Below are 14,381 nucleotides of genomic sequence, written 5' to 3'. Positions count from 1 at the left end.
CGAACTCTACTGACGCGCGGTGGGGTTCACCACGAACCGCCACCACCGCCGCCACCACCGCCGCTGAACCCGCCGCCGCCACCGCCGGAGGACGACGAGGACTGCGTGGCGTTGTACGCACTGATCGAACTGGTCATCGCGTTCTCGAAGCTGCTGAACGCGTCGCCGCCGCCGAAGTAGCCCGTGCCCGAGGAATGGGCGCCCCCGGCGTACCAGAGCGGCATCGGGGCGGACCGGCCCGTGGAGGTCTCGTACCTGCGCGCCCAGCGATCGGCGACGTCGAACGCGACGGCGTAGGGGATGAACGACGTGTACAGCTCCTCCCGCCCGCTGAAGTCGAAGCGGTCCTTCGAGGCGTCCGTGCTGAGGAACCGCTCGAATCCGCCCGCACGGGACCACAGGTCGCGTCCGGTGGCGGTGCGGCGCGAGCCGACGCCCGGCAGCACGAGCCCGATGGCGCCGACCACGAACGCGGCGAACGGCAGGAGCCACACCCCGATCACCCCGAGGAACGTGCCGATCACGACGATCGCGAGCGAGATCGCGAGGAGACCGCGCCAGAGCCACTCACGCCCCGCCGTGACGGTGGCACCGCTCGAGGTGCCCCACGACGAGGTGGCTCCGGCCAACTGGCCCTGCAACGACTTGAGGGTCGCGCCGGAGGAGACCGAGCCGTCGGCGTGGAACGTCGAGCCCGCCGTCTGCAGGCCCAGGTCCGCGACGACGCGCTGGGCGACCGGATCGAGTCCCTCGAGGGCCTGCGGACCGAGCCGGCTCGTGACCGTCCAGTCGCCGCCGGACTCGGTCAGCTCGACGTGGCCCTGTTCGGCGAGGTGCATGAGCGTCGCCGTCAGGGCACGCCGGGGGATCCGCTCGTCGACGATGAAGGCGGTCTGGACGGGCCCGAGACCCGTCGGCGGCTCGAAGACGACCGGGAACCCCGGCTGCCGTTCGCGGCTCGACCGATCGAGCAGCCAGCCGGCCAGGAGCGCCAGCGCCGCCAGCACGAGCGAGGTCAGGAACGGCCACCAGCGCGCGCCGAGCATCCGGTCCCAGCCGACGGACCACGGCACGTGGGCCCGGGCGGGCGCGGGCTCGTCCATCGCGGCACGGACCACGACGGCCGTGTTCGGGGCGAGGTCGGACGCGGTGAGGCTCACGCGGGACGTGCCCGCGCCGTCGACCTCGCACGGGCGCCCGTCCCCGATCGAGCACTCCAGCCGGTCGGTGTCGGCCGGCAGGTCGACGGTGATCTCGGCCCGCGTGATCGGCATGCTCCAGCCGGCGGCGACGACCTGCCACACGAACTCGGAGCGGTCGTCGTCCCCGCCGGTCCAGCTCGAGCTCGCGTCGGCCACCCGCTCGGGGTTCGGTGCGAGCACTCCGTCGATGCGGTAGCGAATCGTGTAGGTGTGGACGCCCTCGGTCAGGTACTCGTCCGGGTCGCCGATCTTCGCGACCCGGAAGCGGCGGCCCTGCTCCCACAGGGACTCGACCGGGACCGGCCTGCCGTCGAGCCGGATCGTGACGTCGTGCGGGCGGTAGCGCACGGACGCGTCCGCGACGTCCGCCACGTCCCAGTACCGGAAGATCCCGTGGCGGCCGCCGGGGAACTGGGCCGTGATGGTCTCGGTCGCCCGGAGGTCACCGGCGGCGTCGACGCGGTACTCGGCGCGGTAGCGCGAGATCGTGACCGGGTCGGCGACTCCGGACGACGACGAGTCGACCATCGTGGCCAGCGCGGGCACGACGAGGACCCCGGCGAGCACGACGGCTGCGAGCACGCGCAGCAGGACACGAGTCATGGGTGGATCGTACCGGCATGCAAACTCTTGCAGAGTTGTGCAAGAATGTTCCGCATGTCCAAGGTCCTCACCAGTCTCCCCGCCGGCGAACGCGTCGGCATCGCCTTCTCAGGCGGACTCGACACGTCCGTCGCCGTCGCGTGGATGCGCGACAAGGGCGCGGTCCCGTGCACGTACACCGCCGACCTCGGCCAGTACGACGAGCCGGACATCTCCGGGGTTCCCGGCCGCGCCATGGCGTACGGCGCCGAGCTGGCGCGCGCGATCGACTGCAAGCGGCCGCTCGTCGACGAGGGCCTCGCGGCGCTCGCGTGCGGGGCGTTCCACATCCGGTCCGCGGGCAAGACGTACTTCAACACGACGCCGCTCGGCCGCGCCGTCACCGGCACCCTGCTGGTCCGGGCGATGCACGAGGACGACGTCAACATCTGGGGCGACGGCTCGACCTTCAAGGGCAACGACATCGAGCGGTTCTACCGCTACGGACTGCTCGCCAACCCCGAGCTGCGGATCTACAAGCCGTGGCTCGACGCCGACTTCGTGCACGAGCTGGGCGGTCGGTCCGAGATGAGCCAGTGGCTCGTCGAGCACGACCTGCCCTACCGGGACAGCCAGGAGAAGGCCTACTCCACCGACGCCAACATCTGGGGCGCGACGCACGAGGCCAAGACCCTCGAGCACCTCGACACGAGCCTGGAGACCGTCGACCCGATCATGGGCGTGAAGTTCTGGGACCCGTCGGTCGACATCGAGACCGAGGACGTCACGATCACCTTCGCCGAGGGTCGGCCCGTCGCGATCAACGGCGTCTCCTTCGACGACCCGGTCGCCCTCGTCCTCGAGGCGAACGCGATCGGCGGCCGGCACGGGCTCGGCATGTCGGACCAGATCGAGAACCGGATCATCGAGGCCAAGAGCCGGGGCATCTACGAGGCGCCCGGGATGGCGCTGCTGTGGATCGCCTACGAGCGGCTCCTCAACGCGATCCACAACGAGGACACGATCGCGAACCACCACGCGCACGGCCGGCGGCTCGGCCGGCTCATGTACGAGGGCCGGTGGCTCGACCCGCAGGCGATGATGCTGCGGGAGTCCATCGAGCGCTGGATCGCCTCGCTCGTCAGCGGGCACGTCACGCTGCGGCTGCGGCGCGGTGACGACTACTCGATCCTCGACACGCAGGGTGAGAACTTCTCGTACCACCCCGACAAGCTGTCGATGGAGCGGACCGACAACGCGGTCTTCGGTCCCACCGACCGGATCGGCCAGTTGACGATGCGCAACCTCGACATCGCCGACTCGCGGGCCAAGCTCGAGCTGTACGCGGCCCAGCCCCTCGACCAGGGCCAGGTGCTCGTCGAGAACGGCACGCTCTTCGGCGAACTGCCCGAGGGCGGCGCCATGCGGATCGAGGCCAACCCGGCGATCGACGCGGACTCCGACGAGGTGCAGGGTGAGATCGCGCTCGAGGACGCCGCGATGGAGTTCGGGGCCGACTGATGACGATCAGGGTCGCCGTCACCGGCGCGACGGGCTACGCCGGGGGAGAGGTGCTGCGGCTGTTGCTGGCCCATCCCGAGGTCGAGATCGGCGCGCTCACCGCCGCCTCCTCCGCCGGGACGCGGTTCGGTGCGCACCAGCCGCACCTCGTGCCGCTCGCCGACCGGATCGTCGCCGAGACGACGCCGGAGAACCTCGCCGGTCACGACGTCGTGTTCCTCGCGCTCCCGCACGGTGCCTCGGGTGCCGTCGCCGCGCAGCTGCCCGACGACGTGCTCGTGATCGACTGCGGTGCCGACCATCGGCTCGAGTCCGGTGCCGACTGGGCCGAGTACTACGGCGGGGACCACGCTGGCACGTGGCCGTACGGTCTGCCCGAGCTCATCACGGGCGACACCCGCCAGCGCGCGACGCTGCCGGGCGCCACGCGCATCGCCGTGCCCGGCTGCAACGTCACGGCCGTGACGCTCGGCCTGCAACCGGCGATCGCCGCCGGCCTGGTGGAGTCCACCGACCTCGTCGCCGTCCTGGCGAACGGCTTCTCCGGAGCCGGCAAGGCGCTCAAGACGCACCTGCTCGCCTCCGAGGGCCTCGGCTCCGCCTCCCCGTACGCGGTGGGCGGCAGCCATCGGCACATCCCCGAGATCGTCCAGAACCTCACGCGCGCCGGGGCGGACGAGGTCACGATCTCGTTCACGCCGACTCTCGTGCCGATGGCGCGCGGGATCCTCGCGACCGCGACGGCGCGGCTCGTCGACGGCGTCGACGAGGAGAAGGTCCGGGCCGCGTACGACGCGGCCTACGCCGACGAGCCGTTCGTGCACCTGCTGCCCGAGGGCCAGTGGCCCACGACGGCCGCCGTCCTCGGCGCGAACGCCGCGCAACTGCAGGTCGCGGTCGACGCGAAGGCGGGCCGGCTCGTCACCGTCACGGCGATCGACAACCTCGTCAAGGGCACTGCCGGCGGGGCGATCCAGTCCATGAACCTGGCCCTCGGCCTGCCCGAGACCACGGGCCTCAGCACGATCGGAGTGGCGCCATGAGCGTGACGGCAGCACAGGGATTCCGGGCCGCGGGAGTGACCGCGGGACTCAAGGAGTCCGGAAAGCCGGACCTGGCCGTCGTCGTGAACGACGGTCCGTCCGCCTCGGCCGCGGCCGTGTTCACGTCGAACCGCTGCAAGGCGCACCCCGTCATCTGGAGCGAGCAGGCGATCAAGACCGGAACGGCCCGCGCGGTCGTGCTGAACTCCGGCGGCGCCAACTGCTACACGGGCCCCGACGGCTTCGTCGCGACCCACCGCACCGCCGAGCGTGCCGCCGAGTTGCTCGGCATCGGCCCGATCGACGTCCAGGTCTGCTCCACGGGTCTGATCGGTCGGCTCTTCGACGAGCCGCGGCTGCTCGCCGGGGTCGACGCGGCCGTGGCGGAGCTCGCCGACGACGGGGGAACCGCGGCGGCGACCGCGATCATGACGACCGACACCGTCGCGAAGCAGTCCGTCGCGCACGGTGACGGCTGGGTCGTCGGAGGCATGGCCAAGGGCGCGGGCATGCTCGCCCCGGCCCTCGCGACGATGCTCGTGGTGATCACGACCGACGCCGACCTCGATGCGGCCACGCTCGACGCCGCACTGCGCTCGGCGACCGCGGCCACCTTCGACCGGCTCGACTCCGACGGCTGCCAGTCCACGAACGACACGGTGCTGCTGATGGCCTCGGGAGCCTCGGGCGCGACGCCCGACGCCGCCGCGTTCACCGAGGCGCTCACCCACGTGTGCCACGACCTCGCGCGGCAGCTGCTCGCCGATGCCGAGGGCGCCGACCACGAGATCGCCATCACGACGATCAACGCCGCCAGCGAGCAGGACGCGCTCGAGTGCGGCCGCGCCGTCGCCCGCAGCAACCTGTTCAAGTGCGCGATCTTCGGAAAGGACCCCAACTGGGGCCGCATCCTCGCATCGGTCGGCACGACGCAGGCGCAGTTCGACCCGCTCGATCTCGACGTAGCGGTCAACGACGTGTGGGTCTGCCGCAACTCCGGCGTGGGCGAGTCGATCGACCTGGTCGACCTGGAACCGCGGTCCGTGACGGTCACGATCGACCTCAAGTCCGGCGATGCGAGCGCGACGATCTGGACCAACGACCTGACGCAGGCCTACGTGCACGAGAACTCGGCCTATTCCACGTGAGGAACGAGATGAGCGAACTGACCGAGTGGAGCCACGAGGAGTGGGCGAAGGCGACCAACAAGGCCGCCACGCTCGCCCACGCCCTGCCGTGGCTGAAGGCGTACCACGGCAAGATCGTCGTGGTGAAGTACGGCGGCAACGCCATGACCGACGAGGCGCTGAAGCACGCGTTCGCCGAGGACATCGTGTTCCTGCGGCTGGCCGGCTTCAAGCCCGTCGTCGTGCACGGCGGTGGGCCGCAGATCAGCTCCATGCTCGACCGGCTCGGCATCGAGTCCGAGTTCCGCGGCGGTCTGCGGGTCACGACGCCGGAGGCCATGGAGGTCGTCCGGATGGTGCTGAAGGGCCAGGTCGGCTCCGAGCTCGTCGGACTGCTGAACGCGCACGGCGACCTCGCCGTCGGGCTCTCCGGGGAGGACGGCGGCCTCTTCACGGCCGAGCGCACGACGACGGTCGTCGACGGTGAGCCGGTCGATCTGGGCCTCGTCGGCGAGGTCGTGGGCGTCCGCCCCGAGGCCGTCATCGACCTCATCGAGGCCGGTCGCATCCCGGTCGTCTCGACCGTCGCGCCCGACGCCGACGGCCAGGTGCTCAACGTCAACGCCGACACCGCGGCATCGGCGCTCGCGGTCGCGCTGGGCGCCGAGAAGCTGCTCGTGCTCACCGACGTCGAGGGGCTCTACGCCGACTGGCCGAACAGCACCGACGTCATCGGCGAGATCAGCCCCGAGTCGCTCGAGGCGATCCTGCCCGAGCTGGCCAGCGGCATGATCCCCAAGATGACCGCGTGCCTGAACGCCGTCCGCGGCGGGGTCAAGCGCGCCACGGTCGTGGACGGTCGCGAGCCGCACTCGGTGCTGCTGGAGATCTTCACGGACGAGGGCGTGGGCACCCAGGTCCTCGACGGTGCGCGGACGAAGATCCGCTCCGCGCTCTACACCACCAGTGCGAAGGGATCGGCCACATGAGCCTGCCCGAAGGAGTCGTGATCCACGGCCGCGAGCCGCGGCCCGGTGGCGCGGAGTGGGCCGACCGCTACCGCGGCGCGCTCATGAACACGTTCGGCGACCCGCAGCGCGTCCTCGTGCGCGGCGAGGGCTCCCACGTGTGGGACGCCGACGGGAACCGGTACCTCGACCTGCTCGGCGGGATCGCCGTGAACGTGCTCGGCCACGCACACCCCGCGATCCTCGCCGCCGTCACGTCCCAGCTGCAGACGCTCGGACACGTGAGCAACTTCTTCACGAGCGCACCGCAGATCGAGCTCGCGGAGAGGCTGCTCGGCCTGCTCGGGCAGGACGGTCGCGTCTTCTTCACGAACTCGGGCACCGAGGCCAACGAGGCCGCGCTCAAGGCGACCCGCAAGACGGGCCGCACGACGATCGTCGCCGCCGAGGGCTCGTTCCACGGCCGCACGATGGGGGCGCTCGCGCTGACGTCGAAGGCGGCCTACCGTGAGCCCTTCGAGCCGCTTCCGGGCGACGTCCGCTGGGTGCCGTACGGCGACGCCGCAGCGCTCGAGGCGGCGGTCGACGAGACCGTCGCGGCGGTGATCCTCGAGCCGATCCAGGGCGAGGCCGGCGTCATCGTGCCGCCCGAGCACTACCTCGCCGAGGCGCGGCGGATCACCTCCGAGCACGGCGCGCTGCTGTGGCTCGACGAGGTGCAGACCGGCATCGGCCGCACGGGCGAGTGGTTCGGCCACTCGGGAACCGGGGTCGTCCCGGACCTCGTCACGCTGGCCAAGGGACTCGGCGGCGGCATCCCGATCGGCGCGTGCATCGCGCTCGGCGACGCCGCGACCCTGCTCCAGCCGGGAAACCACGGCACGACGTTCGGCGGGAACCCTGTCGCGACGGCGGCGGGACTGGCCGTGATCGCCACGATCGAATCCGAGGACCTGCTGGCGGCGACCCGCAACCGGGGCGACCAGCTCGCCGAGGGTCTGGGCGCGAACACGCGGGTCGAGACGGTCACCGGGCGCGGACTGCTGCGCGGTGTCGTCCTGACCGAGCCGCGGGCCGCCGAGATCCAGAAGGCTGCCCTCGACGCGGGCCTGATCGTGAACGCCCCGACCCCCGACCGCCTTCGGCTCGCGCCGCCGCTCGTGCTCTCCGAGGACGAGGCCGCCAACGCCGTCCGCACGCTCAACTCCGTGATCGACGAGGTGATGTCATGACCCGGCACTTCCTGCGCGACGACGACCTCAGCCCGGTCGAGCAGGCCGAGATCCTCGTCCTCGCGGCCGAGCTCAAGGCCGATCCCTACGGCCGACGCCCGCTGGCCGGGCCGCAGTCGGTCGTCGTGCTGTTCGACAAGTCCTCCACGCGCACCCGCGTCTCCTTCGCCGCCGGCGTCGCCGAGCTGGGCGGCAATCCGATCGTGATGGACTCCGGGGTCACCCAGGTCGGTCGCGGCGAGCCGATCGCGGACACCGCGCGCGTGTTCGGCCGGATGGCGAGCGCGATCGTGTGGCGTACCTACGCCCACGTGGGACTCGAGGAGATGGCCCTGCACGCCGGGGTGCCGGTCGTGAACGCGCTCTCGGACGACTTCCACCCGTGCCAGATCCTGGCCGACTGGCTGACGGTGATCGAGCACAAGGGCGCCCTCGCGGGGCTGACCGTCGCGTACGTCGGCGACGGGGCCAACAACATGGCGCACTCGTACCTCGTCGGCGGCGCCACTGCCGGCATGCACGTCCGGATCGGGGCGCCCGTGGGCTACCACCCGCTGCCGCGGATCGTGCAGGACGCCGCCGAGATCGCCGGTCGCACGGGCGGCTCCGTCGCGGTGACGACCGATCCGCTCGAGGCCGTGGCCGGAGCCGACGTCGTCATCACCGACACGTGGGTGTCGATGGGCCAGGAGGCCGAGAAGGCCGAGCGCGTCGCCCTGTTCGGCGACTACTCGGTGACGACCGACCTGCTCGCCAAGGCTGCGCCGGACGCGATCGTCCTGCACTGCCTGCCGGCCTACCGCGGCCTCGAGATCGCCGCAGAGGTCATCGACGGGCCGCAGTCCGTCGTGTGGGACGAGGCCGAGAACCGCGTCCATGCGCAGAAGGCGGTCCTGACGTGGCTGCTCGAGCAGGGATGAGCGGGCCATCGTGAGCGAAGCGTCGATCCCGGGCACCAAGGCCGCACGGCAGCAGCTGATCGGTCGGCTGCTGGGCACTCGCGGTGTGCGGTCGCAGGGCGAGCTCGTGGCCCTGCTGGAGGCCGAGGGCGTCTCGGCGACCGCGTCGACCGTGTCGCGCGACCTCGACGAGCTCGACGCGGTGCGCGTGCGGCAGGCCGACGGCTCGCTCGTGTACGCCGTGCCGGGGGAGGGTGGCGATCGCACTGCCCGCGCCGCGACCGACTCCGTGGCCGCCCAGGCCCGACTGCAGCGACTCCTGCGCGAGCTGCTCGTGTCGTCGCAGGCCTCGGCCAACCTCGTCGTCCTGCGCACCCCGCCCGGTGCCGCCCAGTTCCTCGCCTCGGCGATCGACCACGTCCAGATGACCGAGGCGCTCGGCACGATCGCGGGCGACGACACGGTCCTGCTGATCTCCCGTGACCCGCTGGGCGGCGAGGACCTCGCCGCCCACTTCACCTCGCTCGCACGTAAGGTGCCCACCGATGACTGACACTCCCGAATCCGAGTCCCGCCTGTGGGGCGGCCGGTTCGCCTCCGGCCCCTCGCCCGAGCTCACCGAGCTCTCGCGGTCCACGCACTTCGACTGGCGACTGGCGCCGTACGACCTCGCCGGGTCGCGGGCCCACGCGCGCGTGCTGCACGGCGCGAGCCTGCTGTCCGACGACGACCTCGCCGCGATGATCGCGGGCATCGACGCCCTCGACGCCGACGTGCGCTCGGGTGACTTCCGGCCGCAGCCCGAGGACGAGGACGTCCACTCCGCGCTCGAGCGTGGCCTGATGGAACGCCTGGGCGCCGAGCTCGGCGGGCGGCTCCGGGCGGGCCGCTCCCGCAACGACCAGGTCGCCACGCTGTTCCGCGCGTACCTGCGCGACCACGGTCGTCAGGTCGGCGCGCTCGTGCGCGAGCTCGTCGAGGCGATCGCGGGTCAGGCCGAACGGCACCTCGGCGCCCCGATGCCCGGGCGCACGCACCTGCAGCACGCCCAGCCCGTGCTGCTGTCGCACCACCTGCTGGCGCACGCCTGGCCGCTCGTGCGCGACCTTGACCGCCTGCGCGAGTGGGACGTCCGCGTCGCGGCGGAGTCGCCGTACGGCTCCGGTGCGCTCGCCGGCTCCTCGTTGGGACTCGATCCCGAGGCGGTCGCGGCGGACCTCGGCTTCACCGGATCGACGCCGAACTCGATCGACGGCACGGCGTCGCGCGACTTCGTCGCGGAGTTCGCCTTCGTGACCGCCCAGATCGGCGTCGACGTCTCCCGCCTGGCCGAGGAGGTCATCCTCTGGAACACGAAGGAGTTCGACTTCGTCACGCTGTACGACGGGTACTCGACCGGGTCGAGCATCATGCCGCAGAAGAAGAACCCCGACATCGCCGAGCTCGCGCGCGGCAAGGCCGGCCGCCTGATCGGCAACCTCGCCGGGCTGCTGGCCACGCTCAAGGCGCTGCCGCTGGCCTACAACCGAGACCTGCAGGAGGACAAGGAGCCGGTCTTCGACTCGATCGACACGCTCGAGGTGCTGCTGCCCGCGTTCACCGGGATGGTCGCGACGATGACGTTCAACACGGCGCGGATGGCGGACCTGGCACCGCAGGGCTTCGCGCTGGCGACCGACATCGCCGAGTGGCTCGTCCGCCACGGTGTGCCCTTCCGGGTCGCCCACGAGCTCTCCGGCGCCTGCGTGCGCGCGTGCGAGGAGCGCGGCGTCGAGCTGTGGGACCTCACCGACGAGGAGTTCACCCAGATCTCGGCCCACCTGGCGGGTGCGTCCGAGCCCGGGGGAGTCCGCGAGGTGCTCACGGTCTCCGGCTCCATCGGCTCGCGCGACGGCCGCGGTGGCACGGCGCTCGCGCGCGTCACCGAGCAGCTGACCGAGCTGCGCTCCCGCCTCTGAGGCCTACCAGCGGTTGCGCGCCTCCTCGGCCCAGCCGTGGAGGCCGTCGAGGCGGTAGTCGACCCCCTTGGGGCCGCGGGCCCAGCCGGACCAGCGACCGAACGCCTGGTACGTCCGTGAGGCGATGACCCCCAGCTGGGTCTTCGCCTCGCGGCGGTGGAACGGGGTCAGGACGGCTTCGACATCGGGTCCGGTGACGACCCACGCCGAGTCGGGGTCCTCGAGGTCGTACGTCCAGGTCAGGTCGTCGGTCCAGTGGTGCAGGCGCCCGTCCACGATCAGGCCGTTCTCCGTCTGGCCGGTCCCGTCGGTCCAGCGGCCGCCGAGCTGCAGGCCCAGTCGGGCGCCCGCCACGGTGCCGCTGCCGGCGCCCCAGTTCCACGTCATGAGGTAGGGCCACACCCCGCGTCCGCGGTCGAGCACGGCCCAGCCGGCGACGACGGCCTCGCGCTCGCCGTCGACGGTGATCGTGCCGCTCACCGGCCGGGCGAGGTCCTTGAGCGTGTACTGGAACCGGCGAGGACCCCACGGCACGACGACGCCGAGCGCCTCGCTGCCGCCCTCGACCTCCAGCGCCGCCTGCACCCGTTCGCCGGCGACGCCGATGCGGGTGCCGCGGCCGTGGTCCGTGAACGTCAGCGGACCACTGATGGCCGTCATGGGTGGCAACCCGTCCGACAGCGGCGGGCGCATCGGGCCCAGTCCCGTCGTGTCCGCGACGACCTCGTGGCCCAGGGTGCGGTCGTACGCGTACACCTGCGTGAGGTGGGCGTAGTCCAGGTCGGCGATCGTCAGCCCCAGCACGAACCTCGGCGTCATGACGCCCCAGTACTCCCAGCGCTTGACCCGCCCCGTCCACGGCAGCGCCGTGCGGTGCAGCGGTCGCCGTGTCCACCCGACGGCCTCGGGGTTGAGCCGGCGGCCGACGGCCAGGTCGACGGGCTCGACGATCTCGGGCATGGGTCGAGCGTAGGCCCGGGGTCTCCCCACCTCGCGCGTGGTAGGAGAGATCCATGGCCGACGTCACCGATCACGCCCGCGACCTGCTCGGACGGCTGCTGCTCGGGCACGGCGTGACGGTGCGGATCACGGAGGTCGAGGCCTACGGCGGCGTGGACGATCCGGCCTCGCACGCCTTCGTGCGCACCCCTCGGTCGGAGATCATGTACGGCCCGCCCTGGCGGCTGTACGTGTACCGGATCCACGGCCACCACGCCGCGAACGTCGTGACCGGCCCGACGGAGCAGGCCGCCGCCGTGCTCGTCCGCGCGGGCGAGGTCGTCGACGGTCTCGCGCTGGCGTACGAGCGCCGCGGACCGGTGGCCGCGTCGGCGCTCGCCCGCGGCCCGGGCAACCTGACCCGAGCGCTCGGCATCACGAGTGCCGACCTCGGCACCGACCTGCTGGACGGCGTGCCGGTGTGCCTGGGGGAGCGGGTCGACCGTCCCGAGGTCTCGGCCGGTGCACGCGTCGGCGTGCGGCTCGCGCCGGACGTCCCGTGGCGGTTCTGGGCGACCGGCGACCCGACCGTGTCGAGCCATCGACGTCACCCCCGGGCCGACTCGACTCACTCCAGCAGGTAGCGCCGCTCGGGTCGCCCGGCGGAGCCGTAGCGCAGTCGCACCGTCGCGCGGCCGGTGCCCACGAAGTGCTCGAGGTAGCGGCGGGCGCTGACCCGCGACAGGCCCACGAGTTCGGCGGCCTCGGCGGCGGAGACCTCGCCGGCGTCCGCGAGCGCGGTGAGCATCGACGCGGCCGTCTCCGCGCTGAGACCCTTCGGCAACGGGGTCGCCCCGTGGGAGCCGCCGAAGGCGCGGTCGATCGCCGACTGGTCGGGCTCCGGATCGGCGCGCAGCGCCGTCAGCGACCGCGCGACGGCCCGCAGCCGATCGGCGAGCTCGGGATACTCGAACGGCTTCACGAGGTACTGCTGCGCCCCGCCCAACAACGCCGCGCGGACGACCTCGGAGTCCCGCTCGGCGGTGACCATGATGACGCCCACGCCGTGCCCCGCAGCCCGCAGGGAGCGCAGCACGTCGATGCCGTCCATGTCGGGCAGGTGCACGTCCAGCAGCACGAGGTCCGGATCGAGCTCGGCGACGGCGGCCAGCGCGTCCGCTCCCGTGCCGGCGGTCCCGGCGACGGCGAAGCCCTCCGTGCGCTCCACGAACCGTTCGTGGATCCTCGCCACCATGAAGTCGTCGTCGACGACGAGGACGCGGATCATGCGCCACCCCCACTGCGCGGCAGTCGGACGCGGAAGGTCGCCCCCGGACCCCCGTCGTCAAGGGTCGCGGAGCCGCCACTGCGGGTCGCGATGAGCCGGACGAGGGGCAGGCCGATCCCGCGTCCGCCGAGGACCTCGGGCTTCGTCGAGAATCCCCGCGCGAAGATCGACCCGGCGATCTGCGCCGGGACACCGGGACCGTCGTCGCTCACCACGACCTCGATCGTGCCATCGGCGTCGACCAGCCGGACGACGACCTCGTGCCCCGCGCCGCCCCGGCACGCGTCGATGGCGTTGTCGACGAGGTTGCCCAGCACCGTCGTGAGGTCGGCGGCCTGCTCGGGCTCGAGGGCGGACAGGTGCGAGCCCTCGTCGATCCGCAGTCGCAGTCCGGCCTCGGCGGCCTGGCTCGCCTTGGCCGCGAGCAGCGCCGCGACGGCCGGGTCCTGCACGGCCTCGCGCAGGCTCGTGTCGAGGACCGCCCGCTCGCGGGTGAGCGTCCCCAGCAGACTCGCCAGCTCGTCGTACTCGCCGAGCTCGACGAGGCCAGAGATCGTGTGCAGCCGGTTCGCGAACTCGTGCGTCTGCGCGCGCAGGGCATCGCTGATCGAGAGGTTCGAGCTGAGTTGCTGCTCCACCTCGACCACGTCCGTGCGGTCGCGCATCGTCGTGACGCTGCCGATGCCCAGGCCGCGGCTGGACGCGGCGCGGCGGTTGACCACGAGCACCCGGTCGCCCGTCAGGACGACGGCGTCCCGGGCCTCGGCATCGCCGCTGATGAGCGCCGTCAGGTCGGGGTCGAGGCCCAGCTCGTCGAGTCGCCGTCCGATCGGCTCGTCCGCCACGTCGAGCAGGCGTCGCGCGGCGTCGTTCATGACGGTGACCGTGCCGGAGTTGTCGACGGCGACGACGCCCTCGCGGATGCTGTGCAGCAGGGCGTAGCGGTGGTCGGCGAGCGTGGCGATCTCCTCGCCGGCCAGGCCGCGCGTGCGCCGCTTCAGCAGGCGGGCCACGGCCCACGTCCCCAGGCCGCCCAGCAGGGCTCCGAGGCCCAGGTAGAGCGCGAGGTCGCTCATCGACTCGGTGATCCGGTCCCACCACGACGGGTACGCCTGCTCCGCGACGGCGATGCCGGCGAGCGTGCCGTCGTCGGCGATCACGGGCGCGTGCGCGGTGACGTGGCGCCGTTCGTCACGGACGAGGTCGCCGCTCCAGCCCCGGCCCTCGCGCACCCGACTCTCGCCCAGGTCGATCGTCGTGCCGACCTCTGCGGGCTCGGCCGAGGCGATGACGACGCCGTCCGGATCCGTGACCAGGACGTCCGTCGCTCCCGACAGGGCGACGGCGCGCTCCACGAAGGGAGCGAGCGTCCGGGTTGCCGCCGGGTCGTCGATCGCGGTGCGCACGACCTCGCCGCCGGCGAGGTACTCGGCCACCGATCGCATGGCGCTGCCGCGCTCGTCGGTGAACGCCGCGGTGCTCTGGCGGAACGAGATGACCGCCACCACGAGAAGCACGCCGGCGACGACCGCCAGCTGCAGCAGCAGGACCTGCCCCGCCAGCGTCAGTCGGCGCCCGCTCGGTGTGCCGTTGCGCGTGACCACAATGACCACAACCTCCTT

General features: G+C 72.3%; 13 protein-coding genes. 9 read left to right on the top strand and 4 right to left on the bottom strand.

Features of this window, described 5'->3' with window-relative positions:
• Positions 1 to 26 precede the first annotated feature (26 nt).
• The gene (locus ACT26F_RS07620) at positions 27 to 1,805 is read right to left on the bottom strand and encodes a DUF2207 domain-containing protein (protein WP_471669910.1); all 1,779 of its coding nucleotides are present in this window, start codon (positions 1,803 to 1,805) and stop codon (positions 27 to 29) included.
• 54 nt (positions 1,806 to 1,859) lie between these two features.
• On the opposite strand from ACT26F_RS07620, the gene argG reads away from it, so the two are divergent.
• The 8 genes from argG to argH are packed head-to-tail and all read left to right on the top strand — an operon-like array spanning position 1,860 to position 10,532.
• Complete coding sequence (gene argG, locus ACT26F_RS07615; protein WP_471669909.1) at positions 1,860 to 3,305, top strand: argininosuccinate synthase; 1,446 nt, start codon at positions 1,860 to 1,862, stop codon at positions 3,303 to 3,305.
• The gene (argC, locus tag ACT26F_RS07610; protein ID WP_471669908.1) at positions 3,305 to 4,348 is read left to right on the top strand and encodes an N-acetyl-gamma-glutamyl-phosphate reductase; all 1,044 of its coding nucleotides are present in this window, start codon (positions 3,305 to 3,307) and stop codon (positions 4,346 to 4,348) included. The genes argG and argC overlap by 1 nt, the downstream gene beginning before the upstream one ends.
• A complete protein-coding gene (gene argJ / locus ACT26F_RS07605; RefSeq protein ID WP_471669907.1) occupies positions 4,345 to 5,496 on the top strand; it encodes a bifunctional glutamate N-acetyltransferase/amino-acid acetyltransferase ArgJ in 1,152 nt (383 codons plus the stop codon). Before argC ends, argJ begins: the two co-directional genes overlap by 4 nt.
• 8 nt (positions 5,497 to 5,504) lie before the next feature.
• The gene (argB, locus tag ACT26F_RS07600) at positions 5,505 to 6,464 is read left to right on the top strand and encodes an acetylglutamate kinase (RefSeq protein WP_471669906.1); all 960 of its coding nucleotides are present in this window, start codon (positions 5,505 to 5,507) and stop codon (positions 6,462 to 6,464) included.
• Positions 6,461 to 7,675, top strand: coding sequence for an acetylornithine transaminase (locus tag ACT26F_RS07595; RefSeq protein WP_471669905.1), 1,215 nt, complete (start codon positions 6,461 to 6,463; stop codon positions 7,673 to 7,675). The genes argB and ACT26F_RS07595 overlap by 4 nt, the downstream gene beginning before the upstream one ends.
• Complete coding sequence (gene argF, locus ACT26F_RS07590) at positions 7,672 to 8,595, top strand: ornithine carbamoyltransferase (RefSeq protein ID WP_471669904.1); 924 nt, start codon at positions 7,672 to 7,674, stop codon at positions 8,593 to 8,595. The genes ACT26F_RS07595 and argF overlap by 4 nt, the downstream gene beginning before the upstream one ends.
• Positions 8,596 to 8,605: 10 nt before the next feature.
• Positions 8,606 to 9,127, top strand: a complete 522-nt coding sequence (locus ACT26F_RS07585; RefSeq protein ID WP_471669903.1) for an arginine repressor — start codon at positions 8,606 to 8,608, stop codon at positions 9,125 to 9,127.
• The gene (argH, locus tag ACT26F_RS07580) at positions 9,120 to 10,532 is read left to right on the top strand and encodes an argininosuccinate lyase (RefSeq protein ID WP_471669902.1); all 1,413 of its coding nucleotides are present in this window, start codon (positions 9,120 to 9,122) and stop codon (positions 10,530 to 10,532) included. The genes ACT26F_RS07585 and argH overlap by 8 nt, the downstream gene beginning before the upstream one ends.
• 3 nt (positions 10,533 to 10,535) lie before the next feature.
• Here argH and ACT26F_RS07575 read toward each other — a convergent pair whose 3' ends face one another.
• Positions 10,536 to 11,492 carry a DUF2804 domain-containing protein gene (locus ACT26F_RS07575; RefSeq protein WP_471669901.1) on the bottom strand — a complete coding sequence of 319 codons (957 nt, stop codon included), beginning with the start codon at positions 11,490 to 11,492 and terminating at the stop codon, positions 10,536 to 10,538.
• Between the two features lie 53 nt (positions 11,493 to 11,545).
• On the opposite strand from ACT26F_RS07575, the gene ACT26F_RS07570 reads away from it, so the two are divergent.
• Positions 11,546 to 12,115: a DNA-3-methyladenine glycosylase gene (locus ACT26F_RS07570; protein ID WP_471669900.1), complete on the top strand. Its 570-nt coding sequence runs from the start codon at positions 11,546 to 11,548 to the stop codon at positions 12,113 to 12,115.
• On the opposite strand, the gene ACT26F_RS07565 is transcribed toward ACT26F_RS07570, so the two are convergent.
• Together ACT26F_RS07565 and ACT26F_RS07560 are read right to left on the bottom strand one after the other, a co-directional pair.
• The gene (locus ACT26F_RS07565) at positions 12,100 to 12,759 is read right to left on the bottom strand and encodes a response regulator (RefSeq protein WP_471669899.1); all 660 of its coding nucleotides are present in this window, start codon (positions 12,757 to 12,759) and stop codon (positions 12,100 to 12,102) included. The two genes, ACT26F_RS07570 and ACT26F_RS07565, sit on opposite strands and share 16 nt — an antisense overlap.
• Positions 12,756 to 14,372 (bottom strand): sensor histidine kinase, encoded by a 1,617-nt coding sequence (locus ACT26F_RS07560; protein WP_471669898.1) that lies wholly within the window; start codon positions 14,370 to 14,372, stop codon positions 12,756 to 12,758. Before ACT26F_RS07560 ends, ACT26F_RS07565 begins: the two co-directional genes overlap by 4 nt.
• Positions 14,373 to 14,381 lie beyond the last annotated feature (9 nt).

It is taken from the genome of Aeromicrobium sp. SP1 (assembly GCF_055663785.1).
This window is presented reverse-complemented; position numbering and strand designations above follow the sequence as displayed.